At 74.4% G+C, this 15,631-nt stretch carries 11 protein-coding genes; 5 read left to right on the top strand and 6 right to left on the bottom strand.

What is annotated here, in order from left to right:
• The first annotated feature begins 412 nt into the window (after positions 1–412).
• Positions 413–1,438, top strand: coding sequence for an ATP-dependent 6-phosphofructokinase (locus ABZ920_RS30100; protein WP_361511893.1), 1,026 nt, complete (start codon positions 413–415; stop codon positions 1,436–1,438).
• A 310-nt stretch (positions 1,439–1,748) separates the two neighbouring features.
• On the opposite strand, the gene ABZ920_RS30095 is transcribed toward ABZ920_RS30100, so the two are convergent.
• Together ABZ920_RS30095 and ABZ920_RS30090 are read right to left on the bottom strand one after the other, a co-directional pair.
• The gene (locus ABZ920_RS30095) at positions 1,749–2,438 is read right to left on the bottom strand and encodes a response regulator (RefSeq protein ID WP_361511890.1); all 690 of its coding nucleotides are present in this window, start codon (positions 2,436–2,438) and stop codon (positions 1,749–1,751) included.
• Positions 2,435–4,318: a sensor histidine kinase gene (locus ABZ920_RS30090; protein ID WP_361511887.1), complete on the bottom strand. Its 1,884-nt coding sequence runs from the start codon at positions 4,316–4,318 to the stop codon at positions 2,435–2,437. Before ABZ920_RS30090 ends, ABZ920_RS30095 begins: the two co-directional genes overlap by 4 nt.
• A 150-nt stretch (positions 4,319–4,468) precedes the next feature.
• Between ABZ920_RS30090 and ABZ920_RS30085 the strand changes: the two genes are divergently transcribed.
• Positions 4,469–5,854 carry a cation:dicarboxylase symporter family transporter gene (locus tag ABZ920_RS30085; RefSeq protein ID WP_361511884.1) on the top strand — a complete coding sequence of 462 codons (1,386 nt, stop codon included), beginning with the start codon at positions 4,469–4,471 and terminating at the stop codon, positions 5,852–5,854.
• Between the two features lie 406 nt (positions 5,855–6,260).
• On the opposite strand, the gene ABZ920_RS30080 is transcribed toward ABZ920_RS30085, so the two are convergent.
• Positions 6,261–6,878: a TetR/AcrR family transcriptional regulator gene (locus ABZ920_RS30080; protein WP_361511881.1), complete on the bottom strand. Its 618-nt coding sequence runs from the start codon at positions 6,876–6,878 to the stop codon at positions 6,261–6,263.
• A 263-nt stretch (positions 6,879–7,141) separates the two neighbouring features.
• Between ABZ920_RS30080 and ABZ920_RS30075 the strand changes: the two genes are divergently transcribed.
• The 3 genes from ABZ920_RS30075 (at position 7,142) to ABZ920_RS30065 (ending at position 10,375) form a co-directional block, all read left to right on the top strand.
• On the top strand, positions 7,142–7,570 hold the full coding sequence (locus ABZ920_RS30075; RefSeq protein ID WP_361511878.1) for a MerR family transcriptional regulator: 429 nt from the start codon (positions 7,142–7,144) through the stop codon (positions 7,568–7,570).
• 8 nt (positions 7,571–7,578) lie between these two features.
• A complete protein-coding gene (gene trxA, locus ABZ920_RS30070) occupies positions 7,579–7,899 on the top strand; it encodes a thioredoxin (RefSeq protein ID WP_361511899.1) in 321 nt (106 codons plus the stop codon).
• A gap of 121 nt (positions 7,900–8,020) precedes the next feature.
• A complete protein-coding gene (locus tag ABZ920_RS30065) occupies positions 8,021–10,375 on the top strand; it encodes a UvrD-helicase domain-containing protein (protein ID WP_361511896.1) in 2,355 nt (784 codons plus the stop codon).
• Positions 10,376–10,502: 127 nt separating this feature from the next.
• Here ABZ920_RS30065 and glgB read toward each other — a convergent pair whose 3' ends face one another.
• The 3 genes from glgB to ABZ920_RS30050 all read right to left on the bottom strand — a co-directional run.
• Complete coding sequence (gene glgB / locus ABZ920_RS30060; protein WP_361511876.1) at positions 10,503–13,649, bottom strand: 1,4-alpha-glucan branching enzyme; 3,147 nt, start codon at positions 13,647–13,649, stop codon at positions 10,503–10,505.
• A 44-nt stretch (positions 13,650–13,693) separates the two neighbouring features.
• Positions 13,694–15,127 carry a maltokinase gene (locus ABZ920_RS30055; protein WP_361511873.1) on the bottom strand — a complete coding sequence of 478 codons (1,434 nt, stop codon included), beginning with the start codon at positions 15,125–15,127 and terminating at the stop codon, positions 13,694–13,696.
• A gap of 261 nt (positions 15,128–15,388) precedes the next feature.
• A partial coding sequence (locus ABZ920_RS30050; RefSeq protein ID WP_361511870.1) for an alpha-glucosidase C-terminal domain-containing protein occupies positions 15,389–15,631 on the bottom strand: 243 nt, incomplete at its 5' end.

The following is a 15,631-nucleotide window of genomic DNA, read 5'->3' as shown; positions in this document are numbered from 1 at the left end:
GCTGGACCTCGGCATCGACGGATTCCGCCTGGACGCCGTGCCGTACCTGTACCAGCAGGAGGCCGAACTCCAAAGACGCCCACCGAGGTGGGCGGAACCCTCTTGACAGTATCGCCGACGCTGGATACGGCGCCTACGGCCGCCCGCGGGCCGCAGGCGGCCGGCCGGAAACGGCGGGGCGGGGCGGGGCACGGGGCTCGGGGCGCGGGGCTCGGGGCGCGGGTGGCGGGTGGCGGGACGGTGACGCCGGGGCCGGGGCCGGGGCCGGGGCCGGGTACGGCGGTGGTGGCGGCGGCGCGGCGTCTGGGTGCGTGGGCGGGGGCGCGACGGAGGGAGGCCGCGTCCGTCCGGGCGACGTGAAAGAATCGGCACTGGCTCACCGGTATCCACAGCGAGCAGGAGAAACAGCACGATGCGTATCGGAGTTCTCACGGCAGGCGGCGACTGCCCGGGGCTGAACGCGGTGATCCGGTCGGTCGTGCACCGAGCGGTCACGGCCTACGGCGACGAGGTCATCGGCTTCGAGGACGGGTACGCGGGCCTGCTCGACGGCCGCTACCGCAACCTGGACCTGAACGCGGTCAGCGGCATCCTCGCCCGCGGCGGCACCATCCTCGGCTCCTCCCGCCTGGAGCGCGACCGGCTGCGCGAGGCGTGTGAGAACGCCTCCGACATGATCCGCGACTTCGGCATCGACGCCCTGATCCCGATCGGCGGCGAGGGCACCCTGACGGCGGCGCGGATGCTGTCCGACGCCGGGCTGCCCGTGGTCGGTGTGCCGAAGACGATCGACAACGACATCTCCTCCACGGACCGCACGTTCGGGTTCGACACCGCGGTGGGCGTGGCCACGGAGGCCATGGACCGCCTGAAGACGACGGCGGAGTCCCACCAGCGGGTCATGGTCGTCGAGGTCATGGGCCGCCACGCGGGCTGGATCGCGCTGGAGTCCGGCATGGCGGCCGGTGCCCACGGCATCTGCCTGCCCGAGCGCCCGTTCGACCCCACCGACCTGGTCAAGATGGTCGAGGAGCGCTTCGCCCGCGGCAAGAAGTTCGCCGTGGTCTGCGTGGCCGAGGGCGCCCACCCCGCCGACGGCACCATGGACTACGGCAAGGGCGAGATCGACCAGTACGGCCACGAGCGCTTCCGGGGCATCGGCACGGCGCTGGCGTACGAGCTGGAGAAGCGCCTCGGCAAGGAGGCCCGCCCGGTCATCCTCGGCCACGTCCAGCGCGGCGGCAGCCCCACCGCGTACGACCGCGTCCTCGCCACGCGCTTCGGCTGGCACGCCGTGGAGGCCGCACACGGGGGCGAGTTCGGCATGATGACCGCGCTGCGCGGCACCGACATCCGCATGGTGCCGCTCGCCGAGGCGGTCACCGCGCTGAAGACGGTGCCCAAGCACCGCATGGACGAGGCGGAGTCCGTCTTCTAGGCGCCGGCGTCCGGTCGCCGTACCGGCGGCGCCTCCACCGGTTCGCTGCCCAGGGGGACGTGTTCCGCGACGCGATGTCCGCCCCCAGGGGTCGTCTCCCGTCGTGTCCGCGTCCCACGGGACGTCTGCCGACGGGTCTGCCGAGGTTTGCGGTGGGACGCCCTCTGCCGCCCCGGGGGCGCTCGCCCACCGGTCCTGCCGAGGAAGCGGCGCGCCCCGGCGGGTCCGGCGCGGACCGGCGGCCCCGGGCCGACCACCCCGCGTCGGCCGTCGCCGCGCGGGGAGCCGCCGCCCGGCACGGCCGGGGTCGCTACGGCCGGCGGACCCACCGGTACTGCAGCTCGGGCCGGCCGACCGTCCCGTACTGCGGGCTGCGCGCCGCGCGGCCCGCGTCCACCAGGTGCTCCAGATAGCGCCGCGCCGTGATCCGCGAGATGCCGACCGCCTCGGCGACGCCGGTGGCCGTCATGCCGTCCGGGCAGTCCCGCAGTGTCACCGTCACCCGCTCCAGGGTCGGCGCGCTCAGTCCCTTCGGCAGCGCGGCCGGTGCGGGCGCCCGCAGCGTCGCCAGCGCCCGGTCCACCTCGTCCTGCCCGCTGGCCTCGCCGACCGCCGCGCGGAACTCGGCGTACCGGACCAGCCGGTCCCGCAGCGTGGCGAAGGTGAACGGCTTCAGCACGTACTGGACGACGCCCAGCGACACGCCCTCCCGCACCACCGCCAGGTCCCGCGCCGACGTCACCGCGATGACGTCCGCGTGGTGGCCGGCGGCGCGCAGCGAGCGGGCCAGCTGCAGGCCGTGCACGTCCGGCAGGTGCAGGTCGAGCAGCAGCAGGTCCACCGCGGTGCGCTCCAGCATGCGGCGCGCCTCCCCGCCGGTGTGCGCCTTGCCGACCGCGGTGAAGCCCGGCACCCGGCCGACGTACAGCACGTGCGCGTCCGCCGCGACGGGGTCGTCCTCGACCACCAGGACGCGGATGGGCTGCTGCCCGCCGGTCACGCCACGCCTCCGGACACCGCGGCTCCGGGCTCGGCCCCCTCGGCCGTCCGGCCCTCCGCGCCCGCCCCGGTCCGGCGCCCGCCATCGGTTCCCCCGGTGGCCCGCTCCTCGGCGTCGGGTTCTGGGGCGGACCGGCGCCCGGCGCCCGTCTCACCCACGGACGCTCGCCCGGCGCCGCTCCGACCGGCATCCCCCTGTCCGGCGTCGGAACCGCCGTCGGGCAGGGGCTCGGCGCCCAGGGGCTCGGCGCCGGTCCCGTCGGCCGCCCGGCCGCCCGGCGCGTCCCCCAGCGGCAGCCGTGCCTCGAACACCGCTCCGCCTCCCTCGGCCCCCGTCACCGTCAGTGTCCCGCCGTGCCGGTGCACGGCCTGGCGGGCGAGGGCCAGGCCCAGGCCCCGCCCGCCGGGTCCCGCCGGCTTGGTCGAGAAACCGCGCTCGAACACCAGCTCGGTGTGGGCGGGGTCCAGGCCCGCCCCCGTGTCCGCCACCCGCAGGAGCAGTTCCGAACCCTCGGTACGGGCCGTCACCGTCACCCGGGCGGGCACGCCGCCCTGGGCCGCGTCCACCGCGTTGTCGACGAGATTGCCGAGGATCGTCACCAGGTCCCGGGCCGGCAGGGTCCTCGGCAGCAGCCCGTCGTCCAGGCCGCTGTCCTGCGACACCACCAGCTCCACGCCCCGCTCGTTGGCCTGTGCGGTCTTGCCGAGCAGCAGCGCGGCGAGCACCGGCTCGCTCACCGCCGCGACCACCTGGTCGGTGAGCGCCTGGGCCAGCTCCAGCTCCGCCGTCGCGAACCCCACCGCCTCCTCCGCACGGCCCAGCTCGATCAGCGACACCACCGTGTGCAGCCGGTTGGCCGCCTCGTGGGCCTGTGAGCGCAGCGCCTGCGTGAAGCCGCGCTCGGAGTCCAGCTCGCCCGTCAGGGCCTGCAGCTCGGTGACGTCCCGCAGGGTCACGACGGTGCCCCGGCGCTCGCCCCCCGAGACGGGGGAGGTGTTCACCACCAGCACCCGGGACGCCGTGAGGTGCACCTCGTCCACCCGCGGCTCCGAGGCCAGCAGGGCGCCCGTGAGCGGTGCCGGGAGGCCGAGGTCGACCACCGGCGTGCCCACCACGGCCGCCTCGCGGGACACGCCCAGCAGCTCCCGCCCGCCGTCGTTGATGAGCGCCACCCTGTACCCGGCGTCCAGCATCAGCAGACCCTCGCGCACGGCGTGCAGGGCGGCCTGGTGGTAGTCGTGCATGCGGCTCAGCTCGGCCGCGTTCATGCCGTGGGTGTGGCGGCGGAGCCGGGCGTTGATCACGTACGTGCCCACCGCGCCGAGCGCGAGGACGCCGGCGGCGACCCGCAGCAGGGTGCTGACCTGCGCCTCGATGCGCTGGCTTATCGCCTCGACCTTGATGCCGGCGCTGACCAGGCCGATCACTCGGCCGTTCTCCGTCACCGGTGTGACGGCGCGGACGGAGGGGCCGAGGGTGCCGGTGTAGGTCTCGGTGAACGACCGGCCCCGCTGCGCGGCGGAGATGTTGCCGAGGAACGGCCTGCCGATCTGGTTCCGGTCCGGGTGGGTCCAGCGGATGCCCCGCGGAGTCATGATCGTGACGAAGTCGACGCCGGTGTCCTTCTGGATCACGAGGGCGTACGGCTGCAGGTGAGCGGTGGGGTCGGGGGTGTGGATCGCCGCCCGGACGGACGGCGAGTCGGCCACCGAGCGGGCCACCGCCGTGGCCTGGCGGCCGGCCGCCTCCTCGGCCTGGTTGCGGCCGCTGACGTAGGTGAACAGCGCATACCCGGCCACGACGACCGCGAGCAGCACGGCCTGCATGGCGAAGAGCTGGCCTGCCAGGCTGCGAGGTCTCGGGAGGGCGGGAATGCGCATGCCGTCAGTCTGCCTCTCCGCTCCGACGTGAACTAAATGAACGGAACGGTGACCGCGCTCACAGGGCGGGAGATAGTCGGCGCATCCCCATATCCCCCGGACGTGAGCCGCACGCCGGTGATGCCGACGACGTCGTCAAGGAGGGCCGCCGTGACCAGCGCAGCCGATACGGCACCTGCCACACCCGCCACCAGGCGGGACCGCACCCATTACCTGTACATCGCGGTGATCGTCGCGGTCGCCCTCGGTGTCGCCGTCGGTTTCGCCGCGCCGGACTTCGCCAAGGAGCTCAAGCCGATCGGCACGGGCTTCGTGAACCTGATCAAGATGATGATCTCCCCGATCATCTTCTGCACGATCGTGCTGGGCGTCGGGTCGGTGCGCAAGGCCGCGAACGTCGGCAAGGTCGGCGGGCTCGCGCTGGGCTACTTCATCACCATGTCGTTCGTCGCCCTGGCCATCGGCCTGGTGGTCGGCAACATCGTGCACCCCGGCAGCGGCATGCACCTGACCGAGGCGGTCAAGGGCGTGGGCCACGAGCAGGCGGCCGGCAGCGAGGGCGCCGTCGACTTCGTGCTCGGGGTCATCCCGACCACCCTCGTGTCGGCGTTCACCGAGGGCCAGGTCCTCCAGACGCTGCTGGTCGCGCTGCTCGTCGGCTTCGCGCTGCAGGCCATGGGCCGCAAGGGCGAGCCGGTCCTGCGCGGCGTCGAGCACATCCAGCGGCTGGTCTTCCGCGTGCTCGCCATGATCATGTGGGCGGCCCCGGTCGGCGCCTTCGGCGCCATGGCGGCCGTCGTCGGCGAGACCGGCCTCGACGCCCTGAAGGCGCTGGCCGCGATCATGCTCGGCTTCTACGTCACCTGCCTGCTGTTCGTGATCGTGGTGCTCGGCGCGATGACCCGCCTGGTGGCCGGGGTCAACATCTTCCACCTGCTGAAGTACCTGGCCCGCGAGTTCCTGCTGATCCTGTCCACGTCGTCGTCCGAGTCCGCGCTGCCGCGGCTCATCGCCAAGATGGAGCACCTCGGCGTCAGCCGTCCCGTCGTCGGCATCACCGTGCCGACCGGCTACTCCTTCAACCTCGACGGCACGATGATCTACCTGACCATGGCCTCGCTGTTCATCGCCGACGCCATGGACCAGCCGCTGTCCATCGGCCAGCAGATCACCCTGCTGCTCTTCATGATGATCGCCTCCAAGGGCGCCGCCGGGGTCACCGGCGCCGGGCTCGCCACGCTCGCCGGTGCCCTGCAGTCCCACAAGCCGGCCCTGGTCGACGGCGTCGGGCTCATCGTCGGCATCGACCGCTTCATGAGCGAGGCGCGCGCCCTGACCAACTTCGCCGGCAACGCCGTCGCGACCCTGCTGATCGGCACCTGGACCGGCGAGGTCGACAAGGAGCGCGTCCGGCGGGTGCTCGCCGGTGAGCTGCCCTTCGACGAGCGCACGCTGCTCGACGACGGGGCCGACAGCGCCCCGGCGGACCTGCCGGAGCAGCGCGAGGGCGGCGAGAAGGAACTGGCCAAGGCCTGACCCCCCGCCCTCCCGGACCCCCGGGCGGCCCGAGCCAGTCCCCCGTCGCGCTCGGCCGCCCGGCCACCCGGACCCGCACGGTTCGGCCACGAGGCCGCACCCGCCGGGACCGGGGACCGCCGAGCGGCCGAGCCCTTCCCCCGTGGGCCCGGCCGCTCGGCTTCGTCCTGTCGTCCTGTCCGCCCTGTCGCCGTGTCGGCCTGCCGCCTGCCGCCTGTCGCTCTGCCGTCCTGCTCACAGGCCCGCCCGAGGAGGCACGCCGGAGCAGGCCCGGCAGGCAGGCAGCAGGCCGGGGCGGGTCCGAGGCCGGGGCCGGGAGCCGCACCGGCAGTCGGGCCGGGCCGCCCGTGCCTGCCGGGGCGAGCGCCCCTCGGCGACAGGGAGGCCGGCAGAGGTGCGCCGGGGCTCAGGCGCCGATCCGGGCCACGAGCTCCGTGGCCCGCCCGGCCGGCACCCCGGCCGCCGTCAACAGCGTGACCGCCGCCGACGGGCCCGCCCCGCCGGGGTCCAGCAGGCCGTCGGTCACGGCCTCCATCACCGCGGACAGCATCTGCTCGTGCACCTGGGCCAGGACCGCCGCGGGCAGCGGGGAGGCGAAGAGGCCCTGGTCGAGACCGCGCTGCAGCAGCGCCGCGGCCTGCTCGCGGACCGTCGCCAGACGCTCCCCGATGCCCGGCGTGGTGCCCGTGCGCCGGGCGAGCGCGACCAGCAGCCGGTAGCGGTCGGCGATCTCCCAGACCGCCAGCACCGAGCGCGCCACCGCCTCCGCCGGGTCAGCGGCGCCCGCGCGGCCCGCGGCGTGCGCGGCCGCCAGCGCCTCCACCGCGTCGTCGACGAGCGTGCCGACCAGCGCCTCGCGGCTCGGGAAGTGCCCGTACACCGTCCGCCGTACGACACCGGCGGCCCGCGCGATCTGGTCCATGGACGCGTCCGGGTCGCGCAGCAGCTCGGCGAGGGCGACGTCGAGGATGCGGCGGCGGTTCGCGTCGGCGCGGGAGGTGTTGCCGGTGGTCATGGCAGTCATTCTGCCCGCCCCGCCGCCCGGGCCCCCGTACCCGCGCAAGGGCTTCACCGCCCTCATCCGCACACCGCTGTCCCGGGCCCGCGCGCCCGGGCCGGCGCCGTCACGGGCGGCTTCCCGAGGTCCTTGAGCCGGGCAGCGGGGGCCGGGCGCCTTCCCGCGATCCTCGAGGCCGGGCAGCCCGAGGCAGGCCCCACGGCGCGTCCCCGGTGCCGTCCGCTCCTCGCCCTTGCCTTGACGTCGGCGTCAAGCCGTACGTTCGACCCATGCGCATCGGTGAGCTGGCCGAGCGGGCCGGGACCACGACCCGGACGCTGCGGTACTACGAGTCGCGGGGACTGCTGCCCGCCCGGCGGGACGCCCACGGGCACCGCACGTACGACGAGGGCGACCTGAAGCTGCTGCGGCAGATCAGGACGCTGCGCGACTTCGGGTTCGACCTGGAGGAGACCCGGCCGTTCGTGGAGTGCCTGCGGGCCGGGCACCCCGAGGGGGACACGTGCCCGGCGTCGCTGGCGGTCTACCGGCGCAAGCTGGACGAACTGGACGCGCTGATCGGCGAGCTGCGGGCGGTGCGGGAGCAGGTCGGCGCGCAGCTGGCGCGGGCCGAGGAGGCACGGCGGGAGCTGGCCGCCGAGGCGCTGGTTCCGGGTGGTCCGGAACCCCTGTGCGAACTGGGAGGGTACGAGCGGTGATCAAGGCGATGGGTGTGGCCGAGGTGACGGACGCCGACTTCCGGGCGGAGGTGCTGGAGTCGGACCTGCCGGTCCTGGTGGAGTTCACCGCCGACTGGTGCCCGCCGTGCCGGCAGATGGGGCCGGTGCTGAGTGCCCTCGCCCAGGAGGAGGGGGACCGGCTCAAGGTGGTCCAGCTCGACGTGGACACCAACCCGGACACCACGAACGCGTACAAGGTCCTGTCGATGCCGACGTTCATGGTCTTCCGAAACGGTGAGCCCGTGAAGGCGATGGTCGGCGCTCGGCCCCGCAGGCGGCTGCTGGAGGAACTGTCCGACGTGCTGTGACGTCACCGGAGACACGAGAAATCCCCCGGGCGAATTGCGCCCGGGGGATTTCTTTCCGTATATTCGGTGGTTCGCGACCTCAATTGGTGGAAGTCGCAGAGAAGTTCAGTGGGCACAGTGTATCCGGGCGGGAGCGGAATTGTCAAACACCGAATTCTCAGACGATGAATTGCGGCAGGAACAGGAATTCATCGACCGGCTGTACGCGCGCGTGGACGTGCTGCGTGGCGACACCGAGGCCTCGGTCACGGACGCCCTGGCACAGGGCCACACCCCCAGGCAGGCCCGGCTGGAGCGGGACATTCTCGTCGCCGAGCGCTCGGGGCTGCTCGCCGCGCTGAACGCCGTGGACGGCTCCCTCTGCTTCGGCCGGATCGACCTCGCCGACGGCGCCTGCCACCACATCGGCCGCATCGGGCTGCGCGCCGACGACCCCGACCGCACACCCCTCCTGATCGACTGGCGCGCCGACGTGGCCCGCCCGTTCTACCTCGCCACCGGTCACACCCCGATGGGCCTGCGCAGACGCCGGCACATCGCCACCGAGGGCCGCCGGGTCACGGCCCTGCACGACGAGATCCTGGACCTCGGCGACACCACCCGGACGGGTCACGAGGACCCCACCGGCGACGCGGTGCTGCTCGCCGCGCTCAACTCCGCGCGCACCGGCCGGATGGGCGACATCGTGCGGACCATCCAGGCCGACCAGGACCGCATCATCCGCGCCCCGCACCGCGGCGTACTGTTGGTGGAGGGCGGCCCCGGCACCGGCAAGACGGCCGTCGCCCTCCACCGGGCCGCCTACCTGCTCTACGAGCACCGGGAACTGCTCGCCCGGCGCGCCGTCCTGATCGTCGGCCCCAACCCCGCCTTCCTCGGCTACATCGGCGAGGTGCTGCCCTCCCTCGGCGAGACGGGGGTCCTGCTGGCCACCGTGGGGGAGCTCTACCCCGGCGTGCGGGCCACGGCGGCCGACAGCCCGGAGGCGGCCGCCGTCAAGGGCCGCGCCGAGATGGCCGACGTGCTGGCCGCCGCCGTCCGCGACCGCCAGGCGCTGCCCGACCCGGTGATCGCGATCGAGCACGACCGGGAGGTGCTGATGCTCGACGACGGCCTGGTGAACGTGGCCCGCGAGCGCACCCGGGCCACCGGTCTGCCGCACAACGTGGCCCGCGAGCACTTCGAGGGGCACATCCTCAACACGCTGACCGACATGGTCGCCGAGCGCATCGGCACCGACCCGTACGACGGCTCCAACCTCCTCGACGCCGCCGACATCACCCAGATCCGCGACGAGCTCGCCGAGAACCCCGAGGTCTGGGCGGCCGTCGACCGGCTGTGGCCGCGGCTCACCCCGCAGCGGCTGGTCGCCGACCTCCTCGCCGCGCCCGACGGGTACCTCCCGGCGGCGGACGCGGACGCCGTCCGCCGCCCGGTGACGCGGGCGTGGACCGTCGCGGACGTGCCCCTGCTGGACGAAGCGGCCGAACTGCTCGGCGAGGACGACCGGACGGCCCGGGCGCGCGCCGCACGCGAACGCGAGGCGCAGGTGTCGTACGCGCAGGGCGTGCTGGACGTGTCGTACGCGTCGAGGACCTACGAGTTCGACGACAAGGAGGACAGCGACCCGGAGGCCTCCGAGGTCCTGTCCGCGCACGACATCATCGACGCCGAGCGGTTCGCCGGGCGGCAGGAGGAGGCGGACCACCGCAGCGCCGCCGAACGCGCGGCCGCCGACCGCACCTGGGCGTTCGGGCACATCATCGTCGACGAGGCGCAGGAACTGTCGCCGATGGCGTGGCGGCTGCTGATGCGGCGCAGCCCGACGCGTTCGATGACGCTGGTCGGCGACCCGGCCCAGACCGCGGAGAGGGGGGTACCGCCCACGCGTCCAGCAGTGGGGGACGGGGTCGGCTTCTGGGCCGGCATCCTGGAGCCGTACGTCCAGGACCGCTTCGAGCACACCCGCCTCGGCGTCAACTACCGCACCCCGGCGGAGATCATGGACGTCGCCGCGGCCGTGGTCCGGGCGGAGAACCCCGCCTTCCGGCCGCCGAGCTCGGTGCGCTCGACGGGCGTGCGGCCCTGGGCGCGCGCCGCCGGCGACCTGCCGGCCGCCGTGGCCGAGGCGGTCCGGGAGCTGGCTCCCGCCGCCGACACGGCGGAGCAGCCGGGCGCCCCCGCGGGCCGGCTCGCGGTGATCGCCCCGCGCGATCTGCACCGCGGGCTGGCGGCCCGGCTGGACGGCGTGACGGCCGGGGCGGAGCCCGACCTGACCCGGACCGTCGTCCTGCTCGACCCGCGCCAGGCCAAGGGCCTGGAGTTCGACACCGTCCTGGTGGTCGAGCCGGGGCGGTACGGGACGAGCGACCTGTACGTGGCGCTGACCCGCGCGACGCAGCGGCTCGGGGTGCTGCACAGGGAGCCGCTGCCGCCTGCGCTGGCGGAGGCCCTGGCGGAGCCGCCGGCGCGGTAGCCGGGGCCGCCGCGCCGGGGGTCGCCGCCCGGAGGCTCCCTCGGTGGAGCGGCCCGGGCGGCACCGTGTGTCCCGGCCGGCCCCGCCGGGCCGGACGGCGCGGCCCGGCGGGGACACGCCGGTCAGGTCACGCCGGGCGCAGCCACACCGTCGCCAGGGGCGGCAGGGTCAGCCGGATGCTGGCCGGGCGGCCGTGCCGGCCCTGCGGCTCCGGCTTGACCGGATGCGGGTTCACCACGTCGCTGCCGCCGTAGCGGGCCGCGTCGGTGTTGAGGACCTCCCGCCAGGCCGGGACGTCGTCGGGGACGCCGATGCGGTAGTCGTGCCGCACCACCGGGGCGAAGTGGCACACCGCCAGCAGCGGGGTGCCGTCGGCGTCGTAGCGCAGGAACGCGAGCATGTTGTCGTCGGCCGCGTCCCCCACGATCCACTGGAATCCGTCGGGGTGGACGTCCCGCTGCCACAGCGCGGGCGTGGCGCCGTAGACCGCGTTCAGGTCGCGGACCAGGTCCTGCACCCCGCGGTGGTCGGCCTCGGCGCCGTACCCCGGATCGAGCAGCCACCAGTCGGGGCCGCGGGTCTCCGACCACTCGGTGGCCTGCGCGAACTCCTGGCCCATGAACAGCAGTTGCTTGCCGGGGTGGGACCACATGTAGGCCAGGTAGGCCCGCAGGTTGGCGCGCTGCTGCCACCAGTCACCGGGCATCTTCGACACCAGCGAGCCCTTGCCGTGCACCACCTCGTCGTGGGAGATCGGCAGCACGTAGTTCTCGCTGTAGGCGTACACCATCGAGAACGTCAGCTCGTGGTGGTGGTACTTGCGGTACACCGGCTCGTGGCTCATGTACTGCAGCGAGTCGTGCATCCAGCCCATGTTCCACTTCAGCCCGAAGCCCAGGCCGCCGAAGCCGCTCGGGCCCTTGTGGTGGGTGGCGCGGGTGACGCCGTCCCAGGCGGTGGACTCCTCCGCCACGGTCACCACGCCGGGGACCCTGCGGTACACGGTCGCGTTCATCTCCTGCAGGAACGCCACCGCGTCCAGGTTCTCCCGGCCGCCGTGCTCGTTCGGCGTCCACTGGCCCGGCTCGCGCGAGTAGTCGAGGTAGAGCATGGAGGCGACGGCGTCCACCCGCAGCCCGTCGATGTGGAACTCCTCGCACCAGTACAGGGCGTTGGCGACCAGGAAGTTGCGCACCTCGCGCCGGCCGTAGTCGAACTCGAGCGTGCCCCAGTCCGGGTGGGCGGCCCGCAGCGGGTCCGCGGGCTCGTACAGGGGACGGCCGTCGAACTCGGCCAGCGCCCACTCGTCACGCGGGAAGTGCGCGGGCACCCAGTCCATGATCACGCCGATGCCCGCCTGGTGCAGGGCGTCGATCAGGTACTTGAAGTCGTCCGGTGTGCCGAGGCGGGCGGTCGGCGCGTAGAAGCCGGTGACCTGGTAGCCCCAGGAACCCCCGAAGGGGTGCTCCGCGACCGGCATCAGCTCCACGTGCGTGAAGCCCAGGTCCTTCACGTACTGCGGCAGTTGCTCGGCGAGCTCACGGTAGGTCAGCCCGGGCCGCCAGGACGGCAGGTGCACCTCGTACACCGAGAAGGGGGCCTCGTGCGCCGGGACCCGGGCGCGGCGCTCCAGCCACTCCTCGTCCTGCCACTCGTGGTGCGAGGCGTGGACGACGGACGACGTGAGCGGCGGCACCTCGGTGCGCCGGGCCAGCGGGTCCGCGCGCATCGTCTTCGTGCCGTCCGGCCGGGTGATCTCGAACTTGTACAGCTCGCCCTCGCCGATGCCGGGCACGAACAGCTCCCACACGCCGGACGAGCCGAGCGTACGCATCGGGAACCCGGTGCCGTCCCAGAAGTTGAAGGTCCCGGCGACGCGCACGCCCCGCGCGTTCGGCGCCCACACCGCGAAGCGGGTGCCGGCCACGCCCTCATGGGTCGTCGGGTGGGCACCGAGTGCCTTCCACAGCTGCTCGTGCCGGCCCTCGCCGATCAGGTACAGGTCCAGCTCGCCGAGCGTGGGCAGGAAGCGGTAGGCGTCCTCGGTCTGCTGCACGGTGCCCTCGTAGGCCACCTCCAGCCGGTAGGCGGGCACCTCCCGCAGCGGCAGCAGCACCGAGAAGAAGCCGTCGCCGTCGTCGTGCAGCCGGACGCGGTCGTCGCCGGTGACGACCGTGACGGACCGCGCGTACGGCCGGAAGGCCCGGACGGCGACCCCGCCGGGCACCGGATGCGCGCCCAGCACCGTGTGCGGGTCGTGGTGGGTGCCGTCGAGCAGCCGCTCGCGGTCGGCGGGGGCGACGGCGACCTGAGAGGGCTCGGCCGCGACCGTCCCGGGTGCGGCCGGCACGGACACCTCCGGCACGGGCGTCGCCCCGGCCGGGCCGGTCTCGGGCGACGGCACCGTCCCCGGGACCGCTTCCGTCCCGGAGGCCGCGGCCGCCGGCTGCGCGGCCGCCGGCTGCGCGGCCGCCGGCTGCGCGGCCGCCGGCTGCGCGGGGACCGGCTCGGCGGCCGGCGCGGGGGACGCGGTGGTACCGGCGGGGGCCTTCCCGGCGGGGGCCTTCCTGGCCGCGGTCTTCTTCGTGGTGGTCTTCTTCGCCGCGGTCTTCTTGGTGACGGCCTTCTTCGCGGTCGCCGCCGCGGCCCCGGCCGCCGTCGTCTTCCTTGCGGGTGTCTTCCCGGCCGCCGTCTCCCCGGCCGCCGCGGTCGTCGCGGTCTCGGCCGCGCCGACCGCCTCGACCGCCGGAACCTCCGCGGGCGTGGTCTTCCTCGCGGTGGTCGCCTTCGTCGCCGGGATCCTGCCGGCCGCGGTCTTCTTCGCCGTCGTCTTCGCCGTCTTCGTCGCCGCGGCCTTCGTCGCGGCCGCCCTGGCCGCCGTCGTCCTCGTCGCCGTCGCGGCGCCCGCCGTCCTGGTGGCCGTCTTCTTCGCCACGGCCTTCTCCGCGGTCGCCTTCTTGGCGGTGGTCTTCCGGGCGGTCGTCTTCGTCGCCGCGGTCTTCTTCGCGGTCGCCTTCCTGGCCGTGGTCCTCTTCCCGGGCGCGGTCGTCCCCGCGGCCGGCTCCTCGGGCGCAGGCTGCGCCGACACCGCCCGCTCCGCGGCCTGCTTCACGCTCCGGGCGGCCTTCACGGCCTTCGCCGCGCCCTTCTCCACGGTCTTCTCGGCCGTCTTCCGCGGGGCGCTCTTCCGCCGCGCGGCCGCCGGCTGCTCGGTGCTGGGGTTCTCGGCCGTCTTCTTCGGATCCGAACCGCTGGACGGTGGGCGGTCAGTCACGAGCTGAGCCTCCTCGGCGCAGGTCAGGTGAGATGAAAGGGGGGTCAGGTCGGGTCGGAGGCGGCCAGGCGGCGCACCGCCGACAGGGGGACCGGGAGCCAGTCCGGGCGGTTCCGGGCCTCGTAGAGGACCTCGTAGACCGCCTTGTCCGTCTCGTAGGCCCGCAGCAGCACCGGGTCGGTGCGCGGGTCACGGCCGGAGACCTCGGCGTAGCCGGCGCAGTACGCCGCCCGGCAGGCCTCGGCCCACTCCGGAGCGGGCGCCCCGCCGGCCGAGTGCGCCGCGTAGTCGAAGGACCGCAGCATCCCGGCCACGTCCCGCACCACGGGCTGCGCCATCCGCCGCTCGGCCAGCGGCTTGGCCGGCTCGCCCTCGAAGTCGATCAGCGACCACTCGCCGGACGCGGACCGCAGGCACTGTCCGAGGTGCAGGTCGCCGTGGATGCGCTGCGCGGTCCAGGTCTGCCCCTCGGCCGCCAGATCGCCCAGCGCCGTGAAAGCGGAGTGCAGCGCGGGGGCGTAGGGCCGCAGCGCCGGCACCGCCTGCGCGGCCGCCTCCAGGCGCTCCTTCATGCCGTCCACCAGGGACCGCATCTGGGCGTGGCCCAGCGTCACGGTCGGCAGCGCCCGCGCGAGCGCGGTGTGCACCTCGGCCGTGGCACGGCCGAGCGCGCGGGCCTCGGCGGTGAAGTCCTCGCCCTTGGCCAGTTCGCGCAGCGCCAGTTCCCAGCCGTCCGACGCGCCCTGCACGAAGGGCTGGAGCACGCCGAGCACGTAGGACTCACCGGTCACCTCGGCCGTCATCCAGGCGGCCGGCGCGGGCACCCGGGGGCAGCCCTGCCGGGCCAGCGCCAGAGGCAGCTCCAGGTCGGGATTGACCCCGGGCACCACCCGGCGCAGCAGCTTGAGGATGAACGTATCGCCGTAGACGACCGACGAGTTGGACTGCTCGGCGGTCACCAGGCGCGGCACGAGGTCGGAGCGTATGTCCTCCCGCCGGTCGAAACGAAGCCCGCCGACACGGGCCCGGGCGCGGAGCGCCTCCAGGATCATCTCGGCGGGCCGGGGGTCGTACAGGGCCTCGTACACCGTGCATCCGGCGAGCGGGCCCTCGTGGACGTGCCCGATCAGCGCGGGCGCCAGCCGCGGCGGCAGCGCCTCGCGCACGCCTATGAGCAGCTGGTAGCAGTCGCCCGGGTGGGAGGGGGCGCCCTGGACGGGGGCGAGCGGCTGGTGGGCGCGGACGAGCAGGTGGTACAGGCCCAGCCTGCCGGTGGGGGCGCCTGCCTGCTCGGGCACGGACGAGAGGGTGGGAACCGGCAGCAGCTCGGTCGCCTCGACCAGCGAGAAGCCCGTCACCGGCCGCCCCTTGCCCGCGAACCACCGCTGGCGCGGCAGCCACTCCCGCAACAACGGCTCCAGCGACGCGAGAAGCCCCGGGGTGCTGGTGATGACAGAGCGTGTGACCGCTTCCGACATGGCGTCGCGTCCAATCGCTGGTCGGGTGTGCTTCACCGCGTGCCCCCGGGCGGGGCGGGAGAAACCCCTGCCCCGCCCGGGGGGACGGTGACCTGTCCGGCAATCGCCCGCCGGACCCGCGCCGGACGGCCCGGACGGCGCGGCAGCCGTCTCCCGTCCCGCGGCCTGTCCTGCACGGCAGGGGAGGCGGGCCCCCGCGGGGGTGGCGCCCCCGGCGCCGGAGGCCGGCGGGATGCCTCCCGCGCCGGTTCGCCGGACGGGCTAGGAGGCGTCCGTGCGGAGCCGGAACCAGTAGAAGCCGTGTCCCGCGAGGGTGAGCAGGTAGGGCAGCTCGCCGATGGCGGGGAAGCGGACCCCGCCGAACAGCTCGACCGGGTACCGCCCGCCGAACGCGCTCAGATCCAGTTCGGTGGGCTGTGCGAAGCGGGAGAAGTTGTGGACGCACAGCACCAGGTCGTCCTCGTACTCGCGGAGGAAGGCGAGGACGGCGGGGTTGGAGGAGGG

It is taken from the genome of Streptomyces sp. NPDC046831 (assembly GCF_040645305.1).
Taxonomy (GTDB): domain Bacteria; phylum Actinomycetota; class Actinomycetes; order Streptomycetales; family Streptomycetaceae; genus Streptomyces.
Note: the sequence above shows the minus strand (reverse complement) of the source record. Positions and strands in the feature narration are given on the sequence as shown.

Excerpts from the sequence above, each read along its gene's own strand:
- ABZ920_RS30080 (WP_361511881.1), bottom strand. The coding sequence starts at position 6,878 with ATGACTGCCATGACCACCGGCAACACCTCCCGCGCCGACGCGAACCGC.
- ABZ920_RS30055 (WP_361511873.1), bottom strand. The coding sequence starts at position 15,127 with ATGTCGGAAGCGGTCACACGCTCTGTCATCACCAGCACCCCGGGGCTT.
- ABZ920_RS30090 (WP_361511887.1), bottom strand. The coding sequence starts at position 4,318 with ATGCGCATTCCCGCCCTCCCGAGACCTCGCAGCCTGGCAGGCCAGCTC.
- ABZ920_RS30100 (WP_361511893.1), top strand. The coding sequence starts at position 413 with ATGCGTATCGGAGTTCTCACGGCAGGCGGCGACTGCCCGGGGCTGAAC.
- ABZ920_RS30075 (WP_361511878.1), top strand. The coding sequence starts at position 7,142 with ATGCGCATCGGTGAGCTGGCCGAGCGGGCCGGGACCACGACCCGGACG.
- trxA (WP_361511899.1), top strand. The coding sequence starts at position 7,579 with ATGGGTGTGGCCGAGGTGACGGACGCCGACTTCCGGGCGGAGGTGCTG.